Below are 26,721 nucleotides of genomic sequence, written 5' to 3'. Positions count from 1 at the left end.
ATTTCCAAGGAAGTTATTTTAACAAAATATTCGCTTTATTATTGATTTTTGGTTTTGTAAATTCGTAGCATATTAAAACATAGCCATGGACATTAACTTCAACAAAAACGAAGATCACAATAAACTCTTACTATCTGAACTAAACAAACGTTTGGTTAAGGTGAAACTTGGTGGCGGAAAAAGCCGTATAGAAAAACTACATAGTAAAGGTAAAATGACCGCTAGAGAGCGTATTGATTTTTTGTTGGACGCCAATAAAAAGTCTATAGAAATTGCAGCTTTTGCAGGAGAAGATATGTATGCCGAACACGGTGGATGCCCTTCTGGCGGCGTGGTTGTAAAAATGGGTTATGTTAAAGGTAGGCAATGTATTGTTGTGGCCAATGATGCTACAGTAAAAGCGGGTGCATGGTTTCCCATTACTGGGAAGAAAAACTTACGCGCCCAAGAACTGGCTATTGAAAACAAATTACCCATAATTTATTTGGTAGATTCTGCCGGTGTATACTTGCCTTTACAGGATGAAATTTTTCCGGATAAAGAACATTTTGGACGTATTTTTAGAAATAACGCCATAATGAGTAGCATGGGCATTACCCAAATTGCTGCCGTAATGGGCAGTTGTGTTGCCGGTGGTGCATACTTGCCTATTATGAGTGATGAAGCTCTAATTGTTGATAAAACTGGAAGTATATTTTTGGCAGGAAGTTATTTAGTAAAAGCTGCCATTGGAGAAAGTATTGATAATGAAACTTTAGGAGGTGCAACAACGCATTGTGAAATTTCGGGAGTTACAGACTATAAGGCCAAAGACGATGCCGATGCGCTAAATACCATTAAAAATATTATTGATAAAATTGGCGATTTTGATAAAGCAGGTTACAACCGAAAGGAAGCTAAAAAGCCAAAAGAAAGCCCAGAAGATATTTACGGAATTTTACCTAAAAGTCGTGCCGATCAATATGATATGTATGAAATTATTAAACGTATTGTAGATAACTCGGAGTTTGACGAATACAAAGCCGGTTACGGACAAACCATTATTACCGCTTATGCACGTATTGATGGTTGGGCTGTTGGTATTGTGGCCAACCAACGTAAATTAGTTAAAACGGCTAGCGGAGAAATGCAGTTTGGTGGTGTTATTTATAACGATAGTGCCGATAAAGCCACTCGATTTATTGCCAATTGTAACCAAAAGAAAATTCCGTTGGTATTTTTACAAGATGTTACTGGTTTTATGGTGGGAAGTAAAAGTGAACATGGAGGTATTATAAAAGATGGTGCTAAAATGGTGAATGCTGTTAGTAATTCCGTGGTGCCAAAATTCACTATAATTATCGGAAATAGCTACGGCGCAGGAAATTATGCCATGTGCGGAAAAGCGTATGATCCGAGATTAATTGTAGCTTGGCCAAGTGCTGAACTTGCAGTTATGAGTGGAAACTCTGCCGCTAAAGTATTACTTCAAATAGAAAAAGCATCTTTACTGAAAAAAGGAGAAGAAATTACACCTGAAAAAGAAGCAGAATTATTCAATAAAATTAAAGATCGATACGATAACCAAGTATCACCATATTATGCTGCCGCACGCATTTGGACCGATGCTATTATAAATCCTTTAGATACCCGAACATGGATTAGTATGGGGATTGAAGCCGCGAACCACGCTCCTATTGAAAAGCCTTTTAACTTAGGTCTTTTACAGGTTTAGTGAGAAGTTTTTAGATTGAAGAAAACAAAACATACATTAGAAAATCAAAAACTATAAAAAAAAGATTCTAAAAGATCTATTGTAATTATTCCGAAGTGAAAATTTTTAGATTAAATGATGATTAACCACTATACAAAACAATCGATTTCAAATAAAAAAGGAAATTCATAATAACGAAGGTTGTGTTATTTTATAGAAAAACACCGTCATTTCTCTGCCCTTTTATTTTCAATATCCGATAAAGCCAAACCTTTTTCACTCTTAAATAAGTGATGTTTAGGGCTACCAATAATTTGTGATGCATATACACCTGTATGTCCAGAAAACAAATAGGCTGTACAACAAGCTAAGGCAATAAAAACACCAGATTCTATACCAAAAAGCTCTATCCCCATTATAGTACAAGCTATTGGAGTATTGGTGGCTCCTGCAAAAACAGCTACAAAGCCCATACCTGCGAGTAACCCCATTGGTAAAGGAATAAACCAAATTAACACATTACCTAAGGCAGCACCAATGAAAAACAAAGGTGTTACTTCTCCCCCTTTAAAACCAGCACCAAGTGTGAACGACGTAAATAAAAGTTTCAATAGAAAATCGTAAGAATTAAGATTCACATCAAAAGCTTCTACAATAGTTGGTATACCTAGCCCGATGTATTTTGTAGTCCCCATTAAGTATACAGTAATCGCGATTATGGTTCCTCCAATAACAGGTCGCAATGGTGGGTAGTTTATTTTAGATTTAAAAAGGTTAGTCCAAAAATGAGTTGATTTTGAAAATAACATCGCTACTAAGCCAAAAATAATTCCGGCAAGTAGCGCCCATAATAAATTAACTGGAGTTATTTCGGCCACCGTATTAATATGATAATGTGTGTGCGGAACATTCCAAATGGTACAAAAATAATCGGCAAAAACGGCTGCCATCAAACTTGGAAGAATGGCTTCTAAACGTATTCTTCCAACAATTAAAACTTCCAAAGCAAAAATAGCCCCTGCTAAAGGGGTTCCAAAAACAGATGCAAAACCAGCACTTATTCCTGCAATTAAAACAATGCGTCTATCGCGTTTTGATAACTTAAGTACTTTTGTAAACCTATCGGCAATAGCGCCGCCAATTTGTACCGCAGTGCCCTCTCGTCCTGCTGAACCTCCAAAGAAATGCGTTAAAATAGTACCAAACAACACCAATGGAGCCATTTTAAAAGGAATTATTTTTTTAGGTGTGTGGAGTTCTTCAAGTATTAAATTATTTCCCTTAACCACGCTATCTCCATATAAATGATAAGATAACCCAATAATAAAGCCCCCCAAAGGAAGCAGTGCTATAATCCATAAATGAGTTTCTCGCCAGTTGGTTGCCCATTCTAAACTTGTAAGAAAAAAAGCAGAAACACTTCCTGTTAAAATACCTAACAATAAACAGATAAATATCCATTTAAAAAGATACAGTAAAACTGATGTTTGCTCGAATGAGAATAGAAATTTTTTAATTTTATCCATATAACCTTAAATAAATGTTTCTACTAAAGGTTAATTATTTACAGTAGAAATCATTAGTTCCACTCGGAACAATTTGCAGCAAACATGGCTGCCATTATTGGAAAGCAAATATAAACTAAAAAATATGGTTTGTTGCATTGTAGTAAATTTACAACGTTATGCTCCTTGAACTTTAAAATATAAAAAAACAGCCTTTAAAAGTTACAATAAACCATTAAAAACCATAAAATTATCGTCTTTTTTATTTCGCTGCTAAATGAGAAAAAGTATCTTTGAAAAGCAAAATATAAAGACAAAATAATGAATTTAACCATTGAAAACATCCTGCTAGTTGGCTCGATATTACTACTTATCAGTATTTTTGCAGGTAAAACATCATATAAATTTGGTGTCCCCACCTTATTACTGTTTTTAGCAATTGGTATGCTGGCAGGTTCTGATGGTATTGGAGGTATTCGTTTTGATGATCCTAAACTAACTCAATTCATTGGTATTGTTTCTCTTAATTTCATATTATTTTCCGGTGGTTTAGACACCAATTTTACTGCTGTAAAACCTATTCTGAAGGAAGGTATTGCTTTATCTACTATTGGCGTACTACTAACAGCTGTTTCGTTAGGTACTTTTGTTTGGTTTGTTACAGATTTCACAATATACGAAAGTTTACTACTGGGGTCCATTGTATCCTCTACAGATGCGGCAGCAGTATTTTCTATTTTACGCTCTAAAAGTTTGGCCTTAAAAAACAACCTGCGCCCCACATTAGAGCTAGAAAGCGGAAGTAACGACCCTATGGCTTATGTACTTACACTTGCTTTTTTAACTCTAGTAATCAATCAAGATAAAGGCTTTTTATCTATTATACCGCTATTTTTACAACAAATGGTTTTGGGTGGTATTTTCGGTATTGGATTTGGTATGTTGAGTAAATACATTATCAATAAAATAAAATTAGACTTTGAAGGACTTTATCCTGTACTTGTCATTGCTATGATGTTTATGACTTTTTCGGCTACCGATTTTGTAGGCGGAAACGGTTTCCTTGCTATATATATTTGTGCTGTTTATTTAGGAAACCAAGATATTATACATAAAAAAACCATCCTAAAAATGTTCGACGGACTGGCTTGGCTTATGCAAATTGTACTGTTCCTAACATTAGGGCTTCTTGTTTTTCCATCTCAAATAGTGCCTTACATGGGGATTGGTTTACTTATTTCATTATTCTTAATTGTAGTTGCCCGACCAGTTGGTGTGTTTATCAGTCTTATGTTTTTTAAGATGAAATTGCGAAGACGATTTTATATTTCCTGGGTAGGTTTGCGAGGTGCTGTGCCTATTGTGTTTTCTACTTATCCACTTTTAGCAGGCATCGATAAAGCCCACATGATTTTTAATATTGTGTTTTTTATTTCAGTAACATCCATTTTAATTCAAGGTACAACGCTCTCTATTGTTGCAAAATGGTTGAATGTCGCTTTACCAGAACAATCTAAAAAACTAAATGCAACCGATTTACTTTTAGCTGAAAACCCGAAAGCTGAAATGAAAGAAATATTAATTACCGCGGGTTGCTCTGCTGTAAATAAAAAAATTGTTGAATTAGGCTTTCCTAAAAATGCCATTATCGCCATGATTAAAAGAGGCGATAGCTATATTATTCCAAACGGTGTTACCGTAATTGAAACTCAAGATACCTTAATTGTTTTAGCTGATAGACCAGCTATTTTTGAAGAAGTTTACGAAACACTTAAAAAATAATTAGAAGAAAAAAATTAACATATTCTTACTAAAAGTAATATTTATCTTCATATATTACACCTAGATTTATTATTCACTTCTCTAAGGCAATAATAAACTGTGTAAACCAATCATTTAACCAACTAAAAAACAGAGTCATACAATAAACAAAAAAGGCATTCGTTTTTTCATTTTAACACCATGCTTTTTAAAAATTTAACCTAAATTCTCAATACTTTAATACCATTTTCTAGTTTTTCAATTCTTCAAAAAACATTATACCCTTAGGAATTCTGTTTTTTTTATAATATTACGCTTAAATGGAAATAGTGAGAATATCAAATTAAAATTTCATAGTCAAATTCCTTTTTTTAGTTAATAATTATACAGCTCTTAATTACGCTGTAGTTCCTAAACATAGCTCATGACTCAACCTCTCCTTTCTTACAGCGAATTAAAAAAGCAAAATGAAGCTCTAAAAAAAGAGAATGAGCGCTTAAAATTAGACCTCGTTAAAAATACAAACGAAAGAAAACGAGCTGAAATAAAAACAGAAAAAGCTCATAGCGAAATTAAACAGTTTAAGTTTGCTTTAGATAATTTAGACACTTACGTCTACATAAAAAACACAAAATCCCAGTATTTATACGCCAATAAAAAAACCCTAAAATTATTTAATTGCACTATTGAAGATTTATCAAACCTTAATGACTCCAATTTTTTCCCTCCTAAAACTTACAAGCAACTCCTAGAAATAGAACGGGATATTTTAGAACATGGACACAGCACATCAAACCAGGTAGAATCTACAGATAATAGTGGTAACAGGGTTGTATATTGGGATATTAAAACGCCTATCTTCGATAAAAAAGACCCCAGTAAAATTGAGAGTATTTGTGGTATTTCAACAGATATTACAGAACGTATAAAGGTTGAAGAAACCCTTAAAGCAACGGCCTTGCAGTTGAAAGAACTCAACACCACTAAAGATAAATTATTTTCAGTTTTGGCCCATGATTTAAGAGGCCCATTCTATCACATGATTGGTGTTTCAGAACTACTTCTCAATAATAACACAGATGAAACTGAAACAGAAACTTTTATTAAAATAATAAATTCTTCTGCGAAAAACACACTTAATTTACTCGATAATCTATTAAGTTGGGCACAATCGCAAACCGGAGAACTTCGTATTAAATTAGAGAAAATATCTTTATCTCAACTTATTTTTGACACCTTAGAATTTCAAAAGGCACCTGCTAGTGCAAAAAATATAAGTTTAGCATGGAATCCCATAGAAAATTACTCCATTCTTACTGATCAAAATATTTTTAAAACAATTTTGCGCAACCTGATATCTAACGCCGTGAAATTCACAAATTCAGGAGGGCAAATTACTATAACCACTACCATGAATCAAAACGAATTGCAAGTAACTGTTACCGACAATGGCGTTGGTATGAATAAAACTAGGATACAAAGCCTTTTTAACCTCTCTACAAACACTACAGCAAGAGGCACTAATAAAGAACAAGGTTCGGGCTTAGGTCTCATTCTTTGTCAAGACTTAATAAATAAATTAAACGGTAAAATTTGGGCTGAAAGTCAAGAAGCAAAAGGAAGCTCCTTTAAATTCACTATTCCTGTAAATGCTTCTTAAAAATTAAAACGTTTTCTACCTAAATAAAAAATAATAACAGTCTGAAAACTGTAAATCAATCAACTAACCTTATTTATGACTTACGAAAGCTTCAGTAAATTTCTATCTGTGCTTTATTTACTAACTTTAGTGCTTAATCGAGTAACTAATCACACTCAAAAACGTTGATTATAATGAAAAACGGTATTAAAATATTAATCTTTTCTCTTATGGCACTAACCTTAAGTGCTTGTTTTGAAAAAAACCCAAATTTAAACCCGTCTGGTGAAGATGAATTAAAATCTTTAGAGGTTAAAACCGTTTTAGATAAAAATCAGATTCATTTTAAAGACTTGATTTACGTACCAATATATTCTGATATTTACATTGACACCAACAACCAAAAACATTTACTAACAGCAACATTAAGCATTAGAAACACCAGTTTTAATGATACCATTTACATATCTAAAATTGATTATTATAACACAGAAGGGCAGCTAGTAAGACATTATATTGAGCGTACCATTAGCATAAACCCAATGGGCACGGTCAATTATGTTATTGAAAAAGAAGACAACAGTGGCGGATCGGGCGCTAATTTTATTGTTGAATTAAGTGCTAAAAATGCCGAAATAAAACCTTTAATTCAAGCCATTATGATTGGGCAATTTAGCAATAAAAGTTTTTCTTTTTCAACTGATGGATATTCTATTAAAAAGGAAAAGTCTTTAGAAAAAATGGTGCATCATTAAAAGACTACCGAGAACAGTTTCCTTATTTTTTTTGATACTGCTACAAGTTGGACAATTTACTCCATTACTTCTCTTAAAATATCGAAATTTCCTAAACTAATTATTTTCTAAAATATCAATTCCACTAATTTCTCCTGTTCCGTTAATTCTAGTATCATCTTTTAAAATAAGTATTGCTTTCCCTTTTTGACCTTAAGTTAAACTGGAAAGTACAATTACAAATATCACAAAGATTTGATTCCTCTTTATTTTGTTCCTACTGAAACTACCTAATATCAATACTATAAGGGAACATCAACTGAATCCCTTTACGTTCTGAACGAGCTTTTACTTCCTTATAAATGTGGTATTGTGCTTCGCCCAGTTCTTCTTTCAAAATGGTTTCTTTTGCTTTTACTATACCATAATCTTGAAGCATTTTATCAATATTCATTTCATAAATTGGCCATTCTTTAATTTTATAATCTTCAATACCGGCTGCTTCGGCTGCGTATTTTAAGGCTAAATCTAATCCGCCTAACTCATCAACCAAACCATTGCTTAAAGCGTCTATTCCGGTCCAAACTCGTCCCTGCGCTATGGCTTTCACATCCTCTTGAGCCATACCACGACCTTCGGCTACACGACTTGTAAACAATTCGTAAATATCAATAATACCTTCTTTTATAAAACCATGTTGCGCATCGGTCATTTCTTCAAAAAAGCTAAAATCAATAGCGTTTTTGTTAGTAACTACTTGTTCGGCATTAATACCCCAATTATCAGCTAAACCTTTAGCATTTGGCAACATACCAAAAACACCTATACTACCTGTAATAGTAGTTGGTTCAGCTATAATTTTATCAGCATTACAAGCAATATAATATCCTCCAGAAGCGGCTAAGTTACCCATAGAAACAATCACAGGTTTCACTTTTTTTGTAAGTTCTATTTCACGCCAAATTAACTCACTTGCTAAAGCACTTCCACCAGGCGAATTAATACGCAAAACCACTGCCTTTACTCTATCATCCTCTCTAGCTTTTTTAAGCGATGCATTCATAGTAATTTGCCCTACTTTGTCCATATCACCTTCACCATAAATAATTTCACCTTCAGCATAGATTATGGCAATTTTATTTTGACTCGTTTTCAATTTTAATTTATCTGCTGTATAAATAGCATAATCTTCTATAGAAATAGTTTTCAATTTTTTATCGGCAGCAACGCCAAGCGCACTTTTTAAACTGTTTACATACTCATCATGATATGCAACTTTATCTACTAACTTAGATGATTTTGCTAAAGTTGCTGTACGTGCTAAGAGACTATCGGCAATTGTGTTTAATCTATCAACATTAATCATTCTACTTTTAGAGATATCTTCTTTCATTTCTCCCCAAATAGAATTTAAATACACCAAAATTTGCTCACGGTTATTATCGCTCATTTCATTTTCTAAAAAAGGCTCTACAGCACTTTTGTATTTCCCAAAGCGCACCACTTGCATTTTAACCCCCGATTTTTCTTGAAAGTCTTTAAAGTATAATTGTTCAGAGTATAATCCTTTAAATTCCATCATCCCTGCAGGATTCATAAAAATAGTATCAGCCACCGAACTTAAATAATAATCTTTTTGTGTGTAAATATCAGCGTAAGCCACTATAAACTTACCCGATTCTTTGAATTTTAAAAGCGCATTTCTAATGGCCTTTGTTTGCGAAATACCCGCATTTATAAAATTATTATCTATAGAAATTCCTTTAATTTTACTATCGGTAGCAGCATAATTTATACCATCAATAATATTAAAAAGCCCATTTTTTTCTTCTTCATTTAAAAACGGATATTCAGCAAATTCAATTTTACCGGCATAATCTTTAATAGGAAAATCAAGTTTCAATTCTAATACTGAATTATCTTTTACCTGCACTATATCACCACCACTAGGCCCTAAAAGGGCGCCTAAAATAATTAAACCTAAAAAAGAAAGGATGCAGAATACAATAATTCCGGTTACCGTAGAAAATACGCGTTGTATAAAATTCATAATGTTGTTTTTGTATTGGTATAAAAAAGGTTTGAGACGTTACAGTTTTACCTAAAAAAAAGTGAGTTATTTTTAAATTGAGTTGCTTTTCTATGATTAAGACTACTTTATCATTAGAAAATCAAGAAAAAAATACCTGCAAAATTATAAAAACCTTGCAGGTAAAATTCAATATATTATAGCTACTTGTTTTTAAAAAGTAACTTGTTCTAAAGTGTTTTTACGGTGAATTTTTCCCGATGCTGTATTAATAAATTTACTAACCGCATAAATTGCTTTTGGCTTTTCATATTTATCTAGCCCGTCAAAAAGAGACGTATCGATATTATTATCATTGCCTTCAACAATTAAAATCGCTTTTTCGCCTAAAGTATCATCAGGAATAGATGTTATAAAAAATTGTTGTTTTATTTTAGTTTGAAGTTTCTCTTCGATAACCTCAGGGTATAACTTAATACCTCCTGAATTTATCACATTATCAAAGCGCCCTAACCACTCAAAACTACTGCTAGAATGTAGCTTTACAATATCGTTAGTTACAATTTTTTCATCTAAAAGATCTGGTGCATCAATAACCAAACAATCTCTGTCATCTTGAGAAACTGTAATGTTTGGCAAGGTTTTAAAATAAGTATCCGATTCTGAATTGGTGAAATTATTGATTTTTTTAATAGCAATATGCGACACCGTTTCGGTCATTCCATAGGTTTCATAAACATTTGGCTTCTTATCTTGGATAAGTGCTTTAATACTTTCTGAAACACGTCCGCCACCAACAATTACCGTTTTTATTTTGTTGAAATACTTTGCGAAATTTTTAAGCTGCATTGGTGTAAAGGCACAAAACTCGTAATCTTTTTCATAATCGATTCTTGGCAAAGCCGATGGCTCAACCATATCGAGTTCTAAACCTAAAACAATAGCGCGAACCATCATCATTTTACCTGCAATAAAGTTCGATGGTAAACAATGTAATACTTTTTTACCTGGTGTTAAATTGAAAAAATCTCCTGTGGCAATAGCAGATTTCACCATGGCGTCTTTTTTAATTTTTATAACCTTAGGCTTTCCTGTAGATCCCGAAGTATGCACTTTTACATAATCATGCCTATCTAGCCAATCGAGTAAAAAATTACCCAATTCCTGTTCGTAAGGCTCGCCTTCTTTTACAAAACTATACGCCACTTCCATTAAATCTTCGTGCGAATAGTACATGTTGTTTAACTTAAACTTTAAATGTACTTTAGTGTAATCTGGTATCATATTTAGTTTATTATTTTATAGTCTTCTTTTGGTGGTTCAACAACGTTCCCGGTAAGTTTATCTTTCCAACTATGCCATTTATATTTCTTCGAAAGAATTAATAATAATAGTGGAAATATCACAAAAACAGGAACAAATATTTCGCCAATCATCATACCTTCCGGATCCGACATATCTTTTAAAATAGAATCGGTTTGAAAGGCTGTCCAATCGGCAGTTACTAACAACGCGGTAAATAGATTATTGGCAGCATGAAAGCCTAAAGCCAGCTCTAAACCTTCGTCCATTAAGGTTAAAATACCTAGAAACAATCCGGTACCAATATAATAAACCATTATTACAGGACCTAATTTTTCGACCTCCGGATTGGCAATATGCATAAGTCCAAATCCAATCGAAGTGATTAAAAGTGGCGCCCATTTATTTTTAAAGATCACTCCAATACCTTGCATTAAATAACCTCTAAAAAAGTACTCTTCGAAACTCGTTTGAATAGGAATAAGTAAGATGGCTATAACCGCAAGGATTAAAAATGGTTTTAATTTGAAATTGATTTCATAGTTTTCTGGTGCAAAAAAGAAATAATCTAAAAGCACAAAACTTGAAGAAATAGTACCCCAAATAAAAAACACAAACCAAAAACGTTTCCAATCTATCTTTTTTCGTGTGGTTGTCAATTTTAGAAAAGACAGTTTGTGCAGTATTTTAGCTGAAAAAATCACGCCAAATAAACCCACAGCAAAAGATACAAGCATTAAAAACAAAAACATATTACTACCCAATATGGCAATCATATCTGGGATTCCTGTCGGTATATCTCCCGACTCAGCAACATGAATTCCTACAGCGAAAAGCAAAGGCACCATACCTACAATTTGCCAAGCAATAAATATCATTATTGATCCAACAATATATCGCCACCAATCGTGTAAACCTTCAAAGGCCTGTTCTATATACATACTTATAAATTAAATGTCCAAGATTCTAAATTACTATACTGCAATGTACCATTTTTAACTAAAAGCGGTGACATAAAATTATTCGAAAATAAACTTCCCGTACCTAATCCTTGTGGCAATTTACTCTTTTTAGAATACGTGTATTGTGCAATACCATTAAGCCCCACATTACTCTCTAGTGCACTGGTAATCCACCAGCCAATGTTTTGTTTTTCGGCTAAATTTATCCAGCTATCGCTACCACCAAATCCACCAACTAAACTAGGTTTTAAAATAATATATTGCGGTTTTATAGCCTCTAATAAGGCTTTCTTTTTTTCTTCTGAAAACACTCCAATAAGTTCTTCGTCTAAAGCAATAGGCAATGGTGTGGCTTCGCAAAGTGCTGCCATATCATTAATTTGTCCTTGTTTTATAGGCTGTTCTATGGAATGCAAATCGAAATCGGATAAAATTTTCAGTTTTTCTAAAGCTTCCGAAGGTTTAAATGCGCCATTAGCATCAACCCTTAATTCGATATCGCTTGCGCGGAATTGTTTCCGTATGGATTTTAATAAATCAACTTCTGTTTGAAAATTTATTGCTCCAATTTTCATTTTAATACAACTGAAACCAGCTTCAATTTTCTCTTTAATTTGCTGTTTCATGAAACTTTCCGTACCCATCCAAATTAATCCGTTGATAGGAATGGCGGCTTCATGTCTTGTAAATTCTGAAGGGAATAAATTGAATTTATCCGAACTTTCTAAGGAGATAAAAGCCATTTCTAAACCCATTTGAATACTAGGAAAAGCTTTTAGTTTCAACAACAAGACCTGTAATCCTAAATTGATATTTTGGCAAACCCATTGTAGTTTGGTTTCATACTCAGGACAATCATCAATGGAAAGTCCGCGAAATAAACCACATTCTCCAACGCCTTTTTTTTTGCCATCGGATAACATAATAAACCAAGTTTCCTTAGTTTTCAAAACACCACGAGAGGTGCCACTAGGTTGCTTAAAATTTAGAATATAAGGTTTATAGGTTGCCGTTATCATCATGCTAAAATAACGATTTATTCTATGAGTAATCAAAACTTTACAGCCTAAATCTGAATAAATTATTGATTGATTAAAACTTTAATATTTAAATATTATATTGATAATAAATTCAAACAAAAACAGCAAAAATCTTCTAATATCGTATTTCTCGACGCTATGTCTCAAGCAACCGTATCGTCTTGTTTATTAAGCCAATAACTTGTTGTGTTTAATCCTTAATTATGTGGGGATTTTAATTTTCCGAAGTGATTTGTTCATTAGGTTTCAATGAAACTTAAAGCTAAAAAGTAAAAGCAACAAACTAAGTTAACCTATTTACTTTATAGAAAAACGCTATAATTCAATGCTCTCACCAATTTCTAAAAGCATCAAATCTTTATCCTTCTCAAAAAACATACGTTTAGCCATTTCATGGTCTATTTCAATATAACCGAAGGTATCAAAATGATAACCCAAAACTTTATCGCATTCCACAAAGTCGCTCGCTACAATAGCATCATTAATCCCCATTGTGAAATTATCACCGATGGGTAGAATAGCTAAGTCTAACTTCGTTTTCATCGGGATTAACTTCATGTCAAAAGTTAAAGCGGTATCTCCTGCAATATAAATTGTTTTACGTTCACCTTCAATAACAAAACCTCCTGGTTGACCACCATAAGAGCCATCAGGAAAGGACGACGTGTGGATGGCGTTTACATATTTTACATTTCCAAACTCAAAATCCCATTCGCCACCATGATTCATTGGATGTCCTTCAATACCCATCTTTTCGAAATACGCCACAATTTCAAAATTAGAAATAACAATGGCATTGGTGCGTTTAGCAATGGCTTCTACATCTAAAATATGATCTTGATGCGCATGTGTTACCATGATATAATCGGCTTCTAACGTATTAATATCAACATCAGCAGCCTTTTCATTACCAGTAATAAAAGGATCGACAAGTATATTAATATCATCTATTTGAATGCCTAAACAGGCGTGACCGTAAAATGTGATTTTCATTAGAAATAAATTATAAAATTGAACTCTAAATTTACTGAATTTTTACAACAATTGTCCTAAACCCATCAAAATAGATAAAAGCACGGTTGTAAGTGCTAACTTTTTTAATTCAGGGTCAAAATGCTGTGGAATTTTAGTGTTATTTACTTTTTTAATATGAAGACATAGAGGAATAAAAGCAATAATAAAAATGAAATTAAAAGGTGAACTATAAAACAGAATACCAAATATAATAGATAATAAAATAGCCGAAACCACAAGAATAATATGATAGGTTTTAGCTTTTTGACTACCTAATTTTAAGGCTAGTGTAATTTTGTTCGACTTAGTATCAGACTCAATATCCCGCATATTATTTAGGTTTAATACCGCTGTACTTAATAAACCAATGATTATTGCAGGTAAAACCACCACAAAATCAATAGTTTTAGCAAATAAAACATAACCGCCAATAACGCTTACCAAACCAAAAAACAGAAATACAAAAATATCACCCATGGCATTATAGCCATAAGCATTACCGCCAACAGTGTATTTAATGGCAGCTACAATAGCTCCCACTCCAAGTGCTAGAAAAATCAAGGACAGTAAAAAATTGGCGCTTCCAAAGGCATAAAAAATGGTTAGCATAGCCAAAATTAACGAAATAACAACGTTTATTGTAATGGCCTTTTTCATTTCTTTTGGAGATATCACACCACTTTGTATAGCCCGCTCTGGCCCTATTCTATCATCGTTATCGGTGCCTTTTACGCCATCTCCATAATCGTTTGCTAAATTTGATAGTATTTGAAAACTTAAAGTCGACAAAATAGCAAACACACAAATAGCCCAATTAAAAACCCCCTGATAGGCTGCTAAAAACGAGGCTAAAATAATTCCTGAAACAGATAAAGGTAAAGTGCGCAAACGCATGGAAGAAATCCAAACTTTTGTTTTATTCATTTATGGAATCCATTTTTTTTCAAAATTAGGCTTACGTTTTTCCAAAAAGGCATTTCTACCTTCGGTAGCTTCTTCAGTCATGTAAGCTAAACGTGTGGCTTCGCCAGCAAATACTTGTTGCCCTACCATACCATCATCGGTTAAATTCATGGCGAATTTCAACATTTTAATAGATGTAGGCGATTTTGCTAATATTTCCTGAGCCCACTCATAAGCCGTACTTTCTAATTCATCGTGAGGAACAACAGCATTTACCATGCCCATATCAAACGCTTCTTGAGCCGAGTAATTTCTTCCTAAGAAAAATATTTCACGAGCTCTTTTCTGTCCTACCATTTTTGCTAAATAAGCCGATCCGTAACCACCATCAAAACTAGTAACATCAGCATCGGTTTGTTTAAAAATAGCATGCTCTTTACTCGCTAAAGTTAAATCGCAAACTACGTGTAAACTATGTCCGCCACCAACAGCCCAACCCGGAACCACAGCAATTACAGCTTTTGGCATAAAACGAATTAAACGTTGTACTTCTAATATATTTAAACGGTGATAACCATCTTCACCAACATAACCTTGGTGTCCACGTGCTTTTTGATCGCCTCCACTACAAAATGAATAGACACCATCTTTAGTCGATGGGCCTTCGGCAGATAATAATACCACACCAATATTTACATCTTCGTTAGCATTATATAAGGCATCGTATAATTCTGACGTTGTTTTCGGACGAAATGCATTTCTCACATCTGGTCTATTAAACGCTATGCGCGCAACACCATTACATTTTTTATATGTAATATCGGTGTATTCTTTAACAGTTACCCAATTTTCTTGACTCATTTTCTTTATTTTAGCCAAAAATAAATTTTATTTCATTAAAACCCCGCATTCCCTATGAAAAATAATATTTCCTTACTCGTTTTACTATTTATTTCTATTTCAATACATGCGCAATCGTATAAATTTGAAACGGTTATAGATCTTGAAACTACAGAAGTTATTAGTCAAGGTAACACGGGAACTTGTTGGAGTTTTTCTACATCGTCTTTTTTAGAAAGTGAAATAATAAGGATTACAGGTAAAAAGATTGATTTATCTGAAATGTATACCGTAAGAAACACCTACCCGAAAAAGGCTTGGAATTACATTATGCGTCAAGGAAAAACGCAATTTAGTGATGGTGGCTTGGCTCACGATGTTTTGAATAGCGTGAAAGATCATGGTTTAGTTCCAGCTTTCGCTTTTACGGGGCTTGAAGAAAATGCTACAAGACATAACCACACTGAAATGCTTACCGTTTTAAGAGGTTTATTAAACACATATACTAAAGACGTAAAAAAACCTTTATCTCCAAAATGGAAACAGGTTACTGAGTCCGTTTTAGATATTTATTTAGGAAAAAACATTGAAACTTTTAATTATGAAGGCGTAGAATACACACCACAATCTTTTTTAGAATTCACAAAAATAAACCCGGAAGATTATGTGAGCTTAACATCTTTTTCTCATCAACCGTTTTACACAAACTTTATTTTAAATATTCCTGATAATTTTTCTAACGGAAGTTTCTATAACATCCCTATTGAAGAGATGGTTAAAACGGTAAATAACGCGCTTAAAAAAGGATACACAATTGCCTTAGATTGCGATGTAAGCGAAAAAACATTTACAGCAAATCCTGGTATGGCCATAATTCCAAAAGACAGTAATTTAGACCTAAAGGAATTAACCGAAATTGTACCAGAAAAAGAGATTACTCAAACCTACAGACAACAAGAGTTTGAAAACTTTAACACTACCGACGATCATTTAATGCATATTACAGGTTTAGTTAAAGACCAAAAGGGAAACACCTATTATAAAGTAAAAAATTCATGGGGAAAAAACTCTGAAAGAGTTAGAAATGAGGGTTTTATTTACATGAGCGAAGCTTACTTCAAATTAAAAATGATATCGGTTACTTTAAATAAAAACGTACTTGATAATAAATTTGCTAATATTTTGCATTAACCGCAAAGTATCCCTATTCAATTTTACGGATTCAATAAAAGTGCAAAACCGGTAAATTAAGATAATATTAAGAAGGATTTAATAGCTAACTTTGCACCAAGATTAAAAAATCGTACTAATTTGCATTTAAACGTAATTACCTGTATATTAGCGATATATTTAAACCCCATTGGATATGATACTAACAATTACTCTAACATTCTCCCTACTTGTTGTTTTTAACTTATTGCTTTTAAAATTTAGCTGTAACAAAACAGTTAAACATAAAAAAGTGATTAAAAAACCTGTTATTTTATCATCGTATGCAGAGGTAAATATGACTTCGGAACATCTTGCTCCTACCGGTAGTTAAATAACTCTGTTTTTTTTATTATAGTTAAGGTGTTTTAATTACCTAAAGCCTATTACCACTTAAGTCCTTTTAATCCGAGATGAGCTAATCTTTGATTCACTTGACTAAAATGTGTATTACCAAACCAATACCCTCTATTTGCAGATAAAGGTGATGGATGACCGCTATTTAAAATAATATGTTTTTTAGCGTCTATAAGTTTAGCTTTCTTTTTAGCAAAACCACCCCAAAGCAAAAACACCACATCTTTTTTATTATCGCTTATTGTTTTAATAACAGCATCAGTAAAAGTTTCCCATCCCTTTTTTTGGTGACTTCCCGCCTCGAGTGCTCTCACAGTTAAGGTTGCGTTCAATAATAAAACACCTTGTTTTGCCCAACGTTCTAAATTTCCACTTTCAGGATATGGTATACCCAAATCACTTTCAATTTCTTTAAAAATATTAATTAACGACGGCGGGTGCTTGATTCCATCGGCTACTGAAAAACACAACCCATTGGCCTGCCCTTCACCATGATAAGGATCTTGCCCTATAATAACTACTTTCACATCGTTAAAATGACAATAATTAAAGGCATTAAAGATTGCTTCCTTTGGAGGATAACAATTTCCTTTTTCATACTCCGAAGAAACAAAATCTATTAATTGCTTAAAATAATCCTGAGATAATTCGGCTTCTAAATAAGGTTTCCAACTCTCGTGAAAATTTAAATTCATTATTATATTTTTTTTAAAAAATCATCCAAAATTAATACTATATTTAAAGAGTATAGAATTTACATCAAATTAAGCATAAAATGGTTGAGCAAAATATACAAATTAATACGAACGAAAAAGTAGCTGACGTATTTAATAATTACCCCAAACATATTGTACACAAAATAAAGCATTTAAGAGACCTGATTTTGCAAGTTGCTAAAGAAACCGAAACTATTACTGCCATTGAAGAAACTTTAAAATGGGGAGAGCCTAGTTATTTAGTGAAAAAAGGCAGCACTGTTAGAATAGATTGGAAAACAAAAACACCAAACCAATACGCCATATATTTTAAATGTACCAGTAAGCTGGTTGAAACTTTTAAAGTTGTTTTTAAAGATGTTTTTCAATTTGAAGGGCACCGCGCTATTGTATTTCAATTGGATGATACCATACCTGAAACCGAATTAAAACAATGTATAGCTACCGCTTTAACCTACCATAAAGTAAAGCACTTACCGCTTTTAGACTTGTAAATACTAATTAAAAATACGTACTAATAATTCTTTAAGTAAATCGCCTTGCGGCACCGCATTAGAGCCTACACCTTTACTTTTAACATCAAACTCACGTAAGGTAGCGACAACACCACTCACTTTTCGCATTGGGAAATTTCTAGCAGCCGTAATATAATCGTTCACAAAATAAGGATTAACACGTAATGCCGAGGCCACATTTCTAGGAGACTTATCTGCCAAACCATGAAACGTAAGCAACTGTGAGAAAAAAGCAAATAATAAGGATACTGTAACTACCATAGGATTATCTTTCGGGTTTTCGCCAAAGTAATACACTATGCGGTAAGCCTTAATTACGTTACGCTCTCCAACCGCTTTTCGTAACTCAAAATTGTTATAATCTTTACTAATTCCAATGTTTTCTTCAATATGCTCTGGCGTAATTTGCGTGCCTTTTGGTAAAATAATTTGAAGTTTTTCTAACTCATTATTTATTTTACTTAAATCGGTTCCTAAAAACTCAACCAACATTTGAGCCGCTTTTGGAGTGATTTCATATTTTTTCGGTGCCAATACACGACGAATCCAATCGCCAACCTGGTTCTCGTAAAGTTTTTTACTTTCGTAAACAACACCTGTTTTTTTCAGGGTTTTATAAAGCGATTTTCGCTTATCTATTTTTTTATACTTATAATTAAAAACCAAAACCGTGCTTGGCTGTGGGTTTTCGGCATATTTAGCCAACTTTTCAATACTTCTTGCTAAATCTTGAGCCTCTTTAACAATCACTACCTGGTGTTCTGCCATCATCGGGTAACGTTTGGCATGCCCAACAATATCATCGATAGTAACATCGCGACCGTATAAAACCATTTGATTGAAGCCGCGTTCAGCTTCATCCAAAACAGACGTTTCAATATAATCCGAAATCTTATCTATATAATAAGCCTCTTCACCCATTAAAAAATAAATAGGCTTTAAGTTTTTGTTTTTTATATCGGTTACTATTTGTTTTACTTCGTCCAAATCTAATCTTATTATTTTTTATTGAAAGCCCTTATATTCCACAACAATGCCTAACTAATATATCGAGCTTTTTAAAATCTATACAGGCAAAGTCTAAAAACAACCTGTTTCTATTGGGTTTTGATTATTTGCCTTAACTTTGAAAAAATTAAAAATTTCAGTGTTACCAAAACTAAATTTTCCAGAGTTTTCATTTCGTTTCAAAAATAGCGAAAATAAAGTATCTATATTCGATTGTATTCGCAAAAAATTCATGATTTTACAACCCGAAGAATGGGTAAGGCAGCACTGTGTTCATTACTTAATAGACGTAAAAAAATATCCGATATCTTTAATAAATGTTGAAAAGGAGCTCACTATTAACACCTTAAAAAAAAGATACGACATTGTGGTATTTAATCCAGATGGAAGCATTCATATTATTGTAGAATGTAAAGCTCCAAAAATCACTATTAATCAGCAAACATTTGATCAAATTGCACGTTATAACACCGCACTTAACGCCACCTATTTAATGGTTACTAATGGTTTAAATCATTATTACTGTCAAATGGATTTTAAAAACGAACGTTATCAATTTTTGAAAGATATTCCAGAATATCGTGGATAGTTATCAATATACATATAGTATAAATTGTTCATTATATTACGATTACAAAACAAAAAACAACTTTTAACTCATAAATAAAATAGCTTTTGAAACTTGCCATTGTTATACTAAACTGGAACGGAAAACAACTCTTAGAGCAATTTTTGCCATCGGTTATCGCACATTCCACAGAAGCGGAAATTTATGTGGCCGATAATGCCTCGACAGACGATTCTATGTCGTTTCTAAAAAGCCAATATCCTTCCATAAAAACCATTCAAAATGCAAAAAACGGAGGTTATGCTAAAGGTTATAACGATGCTTTAAAACATATTAAAGCCGATGTGTTTTGCTTGTTAAATAGTGATGTAGAGGTTACCCCAAATTGGCTTCCTCCTATTATAAATACTTTCAGAAATTATCCTGAAACCGCTATTATTCAACCTAAAATATTAGATTTCAAAAACAAAGATCATTTTGAATATGCAGGTGCTGCAGGCGGGTTTATTGATAAATATGGTTATCCTTATTGCCGAGGCCGCATTTTTGATACTATTGAAAAAGATAACGGACAATATAATGACATCGCAGAAATATTTTGGGCCACAGGGGCTTGTTTGTTTATAAAAGCTGAAGTTTTTAAAAGCTTAAACGGCTTCGATGAACATTTCTTTGCACACATGGAAGAAATTGACCTTTGTTGGCGTGCAAAAAATAATGGACACAACATTAAATACGTAGGCCAATCGACCATTTACCATGTTGGTGGCGCTACGCTAAACGCCGGAAATCCTCAAAAAACCTATCTTAATTTCAGAAACAGCCTATTTACACTTACCAAAAACGGGAAAGGGAATCTGTTTTTTATCATTTTTGTAAGGCTAATTCTCGACGGTATTGCGGCAGCTAAATTTCTTTTCGAACTAAAACCAAAACACTCTTTTGCCATTTTAAAAGCTCACTTTAGCTATTATTATCATTTAAACAGACTCTTAAAACAACGAGAAGCCACAATAAACAAAACAAACTACTATACCAAAACATCCATTGTTATGGATTATTTCGTAAATAAAAAGAGGTATTACAAATGTGAATAAAATTTAGCAAAAGTTTTGTTAATAACTCTGCTATCAAGCTATTTTTATATACTTTTACCTATTCTTAAAAGAAATTTTTAATCCAAAATTCTAAAATCAACTCATGAAAAAAGTTTTATTACTTAGTCTATCAACCATGCTATTTTTAAGTTCATGTGTAACTAAAAAGCAATTCACAGATCTAGAGGCCAAACAAAAGGAAACTCAAGATTTATTAAATTCAGCAACCGTAAAATTAAACTCTTGTTTAGAAGACAGAGCCGCGGCAACAGCCAAAGCATCTGTACTAGAATCGCAAGTAAACGATTTACGTAAAAACAACGACAACCTTCAAGTTTTATCAGCAAAAGGCGCAAGCAGCATCGAAAAAACTTTAGAAAGTATAAAAGAAAAAGAAATGAAAATCGCTCGTTTACAAGACGCGATGACTAAAAAGGATAGCATTACGCTAGCATTAGTAACAAGCTTAAAACGCGAAGTTGGTATCAACGATCCAGACATCGAAGTTAACGTAGAAAAAGGTGTTGTTTTCATCTCTATCGCCGATAAATTATTATTCCAAAGCGGAAGTTACATTGTAACTAGCAGAGCTAAAGAAGTATTAGCTAAAGTTGCTAAAGTAATTAACAGCAAACCAGATTTCGAGGCTATGATCGAAGGTCATACAGACAGCCAATCATACCAAAAAGGTGTACTTTTAGACAACTGGGATTTAAGTGTAAAACGTTCAACATCAATTATTCGTGTGTTACAAGATTTAGATGTTAACCCAGCACAATTAATCGCTGCCGGTCGTAGTTCTTACGTACCTTTAGTAGATAACGATACTGCTGCAAACCGTGCAAAAAACAGACGTACACGTGTAGTAGTACTTCCTAAAATCGATCAATTTTACGATATGATTGAAAAAGAAATGAAAAATTTAGAAGCTGGTGGAAACTAATTCCTAGCTCATAAAATAGAAGAAAGCTCAACTCCAAAGTTGGGCTTTTTTTATACCCTTTTTTTGGGCGTTCCCCTATCGGGTCAGGCTTTACGTTGCAAGTCCGCGCACTTCCTACGTCAGGCTGTGGGCTTTCCACTGCAATCCTTAACGCAGGGACTAACACAAAGGTTTAGTTTACATCAATCCTCCTTTAGTTTTATTAACACAAAATTATTTATGGTTTCTACTCGCATAATTGTATTTTTACTTTATTAATATGTTCGGTTATACCGTATTGGCATTAATAAATAATAAAACTAGATAAGAAATGAGTCAATCAGCAAAAAGTGTTTTTATCTATGGTATCTATTTGGCGCTTATTGGATTAATGCTACTATTTATACCTAATATGTTATTTAACTTATTTGGTATAGAACCTACCAGTGAAGTTTGGATTAGATTTGAAGGGATTTTATTAATGGCAACTGCCGTCTACTATTATATCGGTGCTAAATATGAGCTAATTTTGATATTGAAGGCAACTGCTTTTATTCGATTTACAGTAATTGTTTTCTTTACAGCATTTGTGATGCTAGAATTAGTATCTCCGAGAGTAATAATAATCGCAGTAATAGACTTTTTAGGAGGTGCTTGGACATACTTAATGTTAAAAAAAGAAGGACATTTTACCCGAAATAAAAATAAATTATCCAGACATTAAACTTAAAAAATAGTTACTATGCCAATACCGCATATAATTTATTACGGGTTCTAGCCACTTCTTAAATTACGTCCTTAAACAAGCAACAAACCATGCAACAACCATTAATAAATATTAACCAAACTCATTTGAACAAAATATTATTCGCTCTTATTTTTACTTTCTTTTTTTCGAATACCTATTCTCAGGAGGGGTATATAAAATTACCTTTTACAAAAGGCAATTGTCCAACAATTATTATTGAAAAAAACATTATTGCGAATGAAAGTGTCACCGAAACAAAAAAAGAATGGATTTCTGAAATAAGTGTTGTAAAAGATAAAGTTAACCGGAAAGACCATAAATTCTTCAACCTAACTGAAAACGGAATTATTTTTGTCCGTTTAAACAAAAAAGTCGCTTTTAAAACACAAAATGAACTCAATGCGTTTTTCGGAATTAAAGAAAATAATAGCGTTTATGTAAATGGATATTTAATAGAACATCCTGATTATAAAATTGCAACTGAAAGTATTATGGAAATTGAATTAATTGAACCTGATTCCGATAATAAACTAAAAAGCAAAGCAATTAACGTTTGGACTTTAACTAAACAAGAAAGAATAAACGGTTGCCACAAACAGAACGTGAATTAAAAAATCTCCAAACTTCCTTTGCCCTCACGAATAACAACAGGATCGCCTTCCGATAGATCGACTACGGTAGAAGCTTCATTATCGCCGTAACCACCATCAATAACTAAATCGACTAAATCACCCCATTTTTCAAGAATAAGTTCAGGATCCGTTGTGTATTCTAAAACCGAATCTTCATCATGGATAGAAGTCGAAATAATCGGGTTCCCTAATAATTTTACAATATCTAAAGCAATAGCGTTATCTGGCACACGAATTCCTACCGTTTTACGTTTCTTAAAAGGGTTGGGTAAGTTTTTAGAACCTGGCAAAATAAAAGTGTATGGCCCAGGAAGTGCCCGTTTCAATATTTTAAAAACCGAAGTATCAATTTGTTTCACATAATCACTTAAATTACTAAGGTCATGACATACAAAAGAAAAATTCGCTTTTTCCAATTTAACGCCTTTAATTCTGGCAATTTTCTCTAAAGCTTTCAAATTGGTGATATCGCAACCCAAACCATAAACCGTATCTGTAGGATAAATAATAAGTCCGCCACGTTTTAAAATAGCCACCACCTTCTCAATCTGCTTAGGATTAGGGTTTTCCTCATAAATTCTAAAAAATTCAGCCATAATAAGTATCTTGCATTAAATATTTTACCGTTACAAAGTAAATATTATTTTTAATATAAAATTATCCATATTCAATTACTTCACTAAATTACACTTAAATTAAAATAAACCCATGAAAGTGTTTAAATATTCCCTCATTAATGCCATTATAGCCATTTCGTTTTTTAATTGCTCCAATAATATAGAACCCGTAGCTATTGCCGATATTATCGACCCCTATACAATTTACGAAGCCGAAAACATAAGTTACGGCGACCACGACAAACAAACTTTTGATTTGTACCTACCAGCAAACCGAAACGCCGACACTAAAATCATGATTTTGGTGCATGGTGGTGGCTGGTCCTCAGGCGATAAATCGGACATGACCGTTATAAAAACGCTCCTGACTAACGATTTCCCAAATATGGCAGTTGTAAACATTAATTATAGATTGGCAGATACCAACAATAAGCCGTTCCCGATGCAAATAGATGATATTGCTAGCGTTATTAAATACTTAAAAGTAAATCAAACAAAATACAGTATTTCTGATAGGCTTGGATTTATTGGCACAAGTGCCGGCGCACATTTATCGATGCTCTGGGCCTACACCTCCGATGTTTTACAAAAAACAGATATGGTTTGTAGTATTGTTGGACCATCTAACTTAACCGACCCAAATTTTGAAATAGCGGCAGAACTTAGTGGTGAATTATATACATTTTTAACATTATTTGGTGAAACACCAACCGATGAATATTTGGAAGCCGCCAGTCCATACCATCAAGTATCCGCTGCAGCTCCCCCAACCATTTTATTTTATGGCGGTCAAGACCCGTTGATTCCTATAAGCCAAGGAGCCGATTTAAACAACCGACTTGAAACCCTTAATGTGACTCACGAATACACGCTATACCCAAATGCCGGACACGGTTGGGATGGTATTGACTTTTTAGATACTTGGAATAAACTCAACCTGTTTATAAATAAAACCATGTAACAGATTATATATATTAAAAAAGGCAGATATTTCTATTAAGAAATATCTGCCTTTTTTATTCACCAATTTGAAATTAGCGCATTCTACCTCCACCACGAGATCCTCCGCCTTGTCTACCCCCTCCTTGTGATTGAATAACATCGCTACTTGACTTCGATTCTGGTTTAGGGTTTAACTCCTCCTTAACCTGAACTTGATATTTTAACCATTTTGCATATTGATTTTCGCTTAAAAGACCTTCCATATCTGCATTTAACTTTTCTTCTGCTATTTTAATAGCCTTTTTTGCTGGGTCTATTTTTTCTTTGCTGAGTTTTCTTGCTACACTCATGGCACTATTTTGGTCTTCTTCCCCACGTTCCATGCTGCCATAACTTCCCGTTTCTCTATTTTGACTTCTAATAGATCGCGATTCTTTTATAACTGTATTCATGTATACATTTAAAGTATCAAAATTATCTTTATTTAAAAGCGCAATCTCGTTTACTTTGTTGTTATATCTTTCAATAACCTGACGCACATTTAAAATTAAAGCCTCATCTTTTTTCTTGATTTTAATTTTTTTAATAGATGCAACGTCGTCGTAATTAAATATTCCCGCTGCTTTAGCAGCCTCAAAGGTTATCTCTTTACGTTGTTGTTGCTCAGCTCCCGAGTTACCGCCTCTAGTACCTCCTCCTTGTCCACCTCCACCACGTTGTGCAGACATTACACTAAAACTCAAAATACTTGCTAATACAAAAAGGAATCTCATCTAAATTTAAATTTTGGTTATTTAATTTAGATGCTAAACAACAAAAAAACTTTCGGTGTTTAAATATTTTAACAATTTATTCTGAAGTAGAACTGAAATCAATATTGAAACTTCTCTAAAAAAAGTGGTTTGTTCAAATAATTTTGAGAAGATAATATTCAAAAAAACAAGAAACTTATATAGGGAAATTTCAAACGAAATAAAGACGTGTTTTTATTTATCCAACATCCAATTAACCAATCCTGCTTTATCAACAATTGCCCAACTATGCGGATGGCGTTCTCCATTAGAACGATAGCCTTTGTTTTCTGTGGAAATATATTCAACAGATTTAAAACCTGAATCCTTCAAACTCTCGGAAAGCTTTTTTATGTAAAACGCATTCATTTCATCATATTCAGCCCCTTTATTTGTTTTCCACCATAGAGTATCAGGTTCAGTATACAACCTAATCTTAGTTTCAGCCAGATGCTTTATATTATGCCTATTATTTGTTCTAGAAGTAAATATGGCAGAAGCTTCATACTTAGAAATAGCTTGATCGGGGCTTCCAAATGCTTTATTGAAAGTTTCGAGTATCCAAGCACTTTCTAGAACGGCAGGTTCAGAGATATTACGTATTATATTTTTTTCAGCAGTCTCATATAAGGCCACTAAATCAACTGGGGAATCCACTATAAAAACACCCTGCGGATTTAGCTTCGATTTTTGCTCCGCTAAAAAATCACTAATTAATAATGCCACATTTCCACCACTTGAAAACCCGCCTATAAAAATGTTATTTGTCGGTAATTTGTTCTCCGTAAATATCTTTTGAAGCTGTGCAGATAAATCTTGTTGTTCTTGAATGGTAAGCCAAATCGTGCGATTATAATTCATATACAAAACAGCAATATTATGCACTTTTGCTTTATTAATTATCGGAAATTCACGTTTGATATCTTCAGCCTTTTTTGGATAACCACCAAACAATACTAAAACACCTTTTATAGTTTCAACCGGTTTGTTTAAAACATAATCAACATGCGCTATTTCTTGAAACTTGGTCTTTTCAATAGTTTTAGCACCTTTATTTTTACAAGAAAAATTAAGAATAAAAAATATCGATATGACAACAAACTTATTCATTCCTTTGGATATTTGTAGGCGAAACAGCCCAATTATAAAATGAAATAATTCGCTATAACCCCATTAA

General features: G+C 33.2%; 25 protein-coding genes. 12 read left to right on the top strand and 13 right to left on the bottom strand.

Going from position 1 to position 26,721, the window contains the following annotated elements; translation table 11 throughout:
• The first annotated feature begins 85 nt into the window (after positions 1–85).
• Complete coding sequence (locus QWY92_RS16535; protein WP_290273270.1) at positions 86–1,714, top strand: acyl-CoA carboxylase subunit beta; 1,629 nt, start codon at positions 86–88, stop codon at positions 1,712–1,714.
• A gap of 206 nt (positions 1,715–1,920) precedes the next feature.
• On the opposite strand, the gene QWY92_RS16530 is transcribed toward QWY92_RS16535, so the two are convergent.
• Entirely contained in the window at positions 1,921–3,219 is a 1,299-nt protein-coding gene (locus tag QWY92_RS16530; protein ID WP_290273268.1) for a voltage-gated chloride channel family protein, read from the bottom strand.
• A 300-nt stretch (positions 3,220–3,519) separates the two neighbouring features.
• Between QWY92_RS16530 and QWY92_RS16525 the strand changes: the two genes are divergently transcribed.
• The 3 genes from QWY92_RS16525 (at position 3,520) to QWY92_RS16515 (ending at position 7,353) form a co-directional block, all read left to right on the top strand.
• Positions 3,520–4,980, top strand: coding sequence for a potassium/proton antiporter (locus QWY92_RS16525; RefSeq protein WP_290273266.1), 1,461 nt, complete (start codon positions 3,520–3,522; stop codon positions 4,978–4,980).
• Positions 4,981–5,383: 403 nt separating this feature from the next.
• A complete protein-coding gene (locus tag QWY92_RS16520; RefSeq protein WP_290273264.1) occupies positions 5,384–6,619 on the top strand; it encodes a PAS domain-containing sensor histidine kinase in 1,236 nt (411 codons plus the stop codon).
• A 173-nt stretch (positions 6,620–6,792) separates the two neighbouring features.
• Positions 6,793–7,353, top strand: a complete 561-nt coding sequence (locus tag QWY92_RS16515; RefSeq protein WP_290273262.1) for a DUF3124 domain-containing protein — start codon at positions 6,793–6,795, stop codon at positions 7,351–7,353.
• Positions 7,354–7,618: 265 nt separating this feature from the next.
• On the opposite strand, the gene sppA is transcribed toward QWY92_RS16515, so the two are convergent.
• The 7 genes from sppA to QWY92_RS16480 form a co-directional block, all read right to left on the bottom strand.
• Positions 7,619–9,382 (bottom strand): signal peptide peptidase SppA, encoded by a 1,764-nt coding sequence (sppA, locus tag QWY92_RS16510; RefSeq protein ID WP_290273260.1) that lies wholly within the window; start codon positions 9,380–9,382, stop codon positions 7,619–7,621.
• 192 nt (positions 9,383–9,574) lie between these two features.
• A complete protein-coding gene (locus QWY92_RS16505) occupies positions 9,575–10,645 on the bottom strand; it encodes an AMP-binding protein (RefSeq protein ID WP_290273258.1) in 1,071 nt (356 codons plus the stop codon).
• Between the two features lie 2 nt (positions 10,646–10,647).
• Positions 10,648–11,604, bottom strand: a complete 957-nt coding sequence (locus tag QWY92_RS16500; protein ID WP_290273256.1) for a CPBP family intramembrane glutamic endopeptidase — start codon at positions 11,602–11,604, stop codon at positions 10,648–10,650.
• A gap of 2 nt (positions 11,605–11,606) precedes the next feature.
• A complete protein-coding gene (locus tag QWY92_RS16495) occupies positions 11,607–12,644 on the bottom strand; it encodes an o-succinylbenzoate synthase (protein ID WP_290274126.1) in 1,038 nt (345 codons plus the stop codon).
• Positions 12,645–12,980: 336 nt separating this feature from the next.
• The gene (locus tag QWY92_RS16490) at positions 12,981–13,658 is read right to left on the bottom strand and encodes a metal-dependent hydrolase (protein ID WP_290273254.1); all 678 of its coding nucleotides are present in this window, start codon (positions 13,656–13,658) and stop codon (positions 12,981–12,983) included.
• Positions 13,659–13,700: 42 nt separating this feature from the next.
• On the bottom strand, positions 13,701–14,603 hold the full coding sequence (gene menA, locus QWY92_RS16485; RefSeq protein ID WP_290273252.1) for a 1,4-dihydroxy-2-naphthoate octaprenyltransferase: 903 nt from the start codon (positions 14,601–14,603) through the stop codon (positions 13,701–13,703).
• Positions 14,604–15,443: a 1,4-dihydroxy-2-naphthoyl-CoA synthase gene (locus QWY92_RS16480; protein ID WP_074939351.1), complete on the bottom strand. Its 840-nt coding sequence runs from the start codon at positions 15,441–15,443 to the stop codon at positions 14,604–14,606.
• Between the two features lie 54 nt (positions 15,444–15,497).
• Between QWY92_RS16480 and QWY92_RS16475 the strand changes: the two genes are divergently transcribed.
• The gene (locus QWY92_RS16475; protein ID WP_290273248.1) at positions 15,498–16,613 is read left to right on the top strand and encodes a C1 family peptidase; all 1,116 of its coding nucleotides are present in this window, start codon (positions 15,498–15,500) and stop codon (positions 16,611–16,613) included.
• A gap of 404 nt (positions 16,614–17,017) precedes the next feature.
• Here QWY92_RS16475 and QWY92_RS16470 read toward each other — a convergent pair whose 3' ends face one another.
• Entirely contained in the window at positions 17,018–17,683 is a 666-nt protein-coding gene (locus tag QWY92_RS16470; RefSeq protein WP_290273246.1) for a uracil-DNA glycosylase, read from the bottom strand.
• Between the two features lie 80 nt (positions 17,684–17,763).
• Between QWY92_RS16470 and QWY92_RS16465 the strand changes: the two genes are divergently transcribed.
• Entirely contained in the window at positions 17,764–18,198 is a 435-nt protein-coding gene (locus QWY92_RS16465; protein ID WP_290273244.1) for a DUF1801 domain-containing protein, read from the top strand.
• Positions 18,199–18,201: 3 nt separating this feature from the next.
• On the opposite strand, the gene holA is transcribed toward QWY92_RS16465, so the two are convergent.
• Positions 18,202–19,206 (bottom strand): DNA polymerase III subunit delta, encoded by a 1,005-nt coding sequence (holA, locus tag QWY92_RS16460; RefSeq protein WP_290273243.1) that lies wholly within the window; start codon positions 19,204–19,206, stop codon positions 18,202–18,204.
• Between the two features lie 139 nt (positions 19,207–19,345).
• On the opposite strand from holA, the gene QWY92_RS16455 reads away from it, so the two are divergent.
• The 5 genes from QWY92_RS16455 to QWY92_RS16435 all read left to right on the top strand — a co-directional run bounded on the left by QWY92_RS16455 (position 19,346) and on the right by QWY92_RS16435 (position 23,173).
• Positions 19,346–19,816, top strand: coding sequence for a type I restriction enzyme HsdR N-terminal domain-containing protein (locus tag QWY92_RS16455; RefSeq protein ID WP_290273241.1), 471 nt, complete (start codon positions 19,346–19,348; stop codon positions 19,814–19,816).
• Positions 19,817–19,902: 86 nt separating this feature from the next.
• Positions 19,903–20,892, top strand: a complete 990-nt coding sequence (locus QWY92_RS16450) for a glycosyltransferase family 2 protein (RefSeq protein WP_290273238.1) — start codon at positions 19,903–19,905, stop codon at positions 20,890–20,892.
• A gap of 103 nt (positions 20,893–20,995) precedes the next feature.
• Positions 20,996–21,835 carry an OmpA family protein gene (locus QWY92_RS16445; protein WP_290273236.1) on the top strand — a complete coding sequence of 280 codons (840 nt, stop codon included), beginning with the start codon at positions 20,996–20,998 and terminating at the stop codon, positions 21,833–21,835.
• A 310-nt stretch (positions 21,836–22,145) separates the two neighbouring features.
• Complete coding sequence (locus tag QWY92_RS16440; protein ID WP_290273234.1) at positions 22,146–22,538, top strand: hypothetical protein; 393 nt, start codon at positions 22,146–22,148, stop codon at positions 22,536–22,538.
• Positions 22,539–22,630: 92 nt separating this feature from the next.
• Positions 22,631–23,173, top strand: a complete 543-nt coding sequence (locus QWY92_RS16435) for a hypothetical protein (protein WP_290273232.1) — start codon at positions 22,631–22,633, stop codon at positions 23,171–23,173.
• Here QWY92_RS16435 and QWY92_RS16430 read toward each other — a convergent pair.
• Positions 23,170–23,790, bottom strand: coding sequence for an L-threonylcarbamoyladenylate synthase (locus QWY92_RS16430; protein WP_290273229.1), 621 nt, complete (start codon positions 23,788–23,790; stop codon positions 23,170–23,172). The genes QWY92_RS16435 and QWY92_RS16430 overlap by 4 nt on opposite strands.
• A gap of 112 nt (positions 23,791–23,902) precedes the next feature.
• Here QWY92_RS16430 and QWY92_RS16425 point away from each other — a divergent pair, with 112 nt between their 5' ends.
• Positions 23,903–24,772 (top strand): alpha/beta hydrolase, encoded by an 870-nt coding sequence (locus QWY92_RS16425; RefSeq protein ID WP_290273227.1) that lies wholly within the window; start codon positions 23,903–23,905, stop codon positions 24,770–24,772.
• A 73-nt stretch (positions 24,773–24,845) separates the two neighbouring features.
• Here QWY92_RS16425 and QWY92_RS16420 read toward each other — a convergent pair whose 3' ends face one another.
• Both QWY92_RS16420 and QWY92_RS16415 read right to left on the bottom strand, forming a co-directional pair.
• Positions 24,846–25,526, bottom strand: coding sequence for a hypothetical protein (locus QWY92_RS16420; RefSeq protein ID WP_290273226.1), 681 nt, complete (start codon positions 25,524–25,526; stop codon positions 24,846–24,848).
• Between the two features lie 213 nt (positions 25,527–25,739).
• Positions 25,740–26,654: a hypothetical protein gene (locus tag QWY92_RS16415; protein ID WP_290273224.1), complete on the bottom strand. Its 915-nt coding sequence runs from the start codon at positions 26,652–26,654 to the stop codon at positions 25,740–25,742.
• Between the last annotated feature and the right edge of the window lie 67 nt (positions 26,655–26,721).

Source organism: Algibacter miyuki, from assembly GCF_030409805.1.
GTDB classification, from domain to species: Bacteria; Bacteroidota; Bacteroidia; order Flavobacteriales; family Flavobacteriaceae; genus Algibacter; species Algibacter miyuki.
This window is presented reverse-complemented; position numbering and strand designations above follow the sequence as displayed.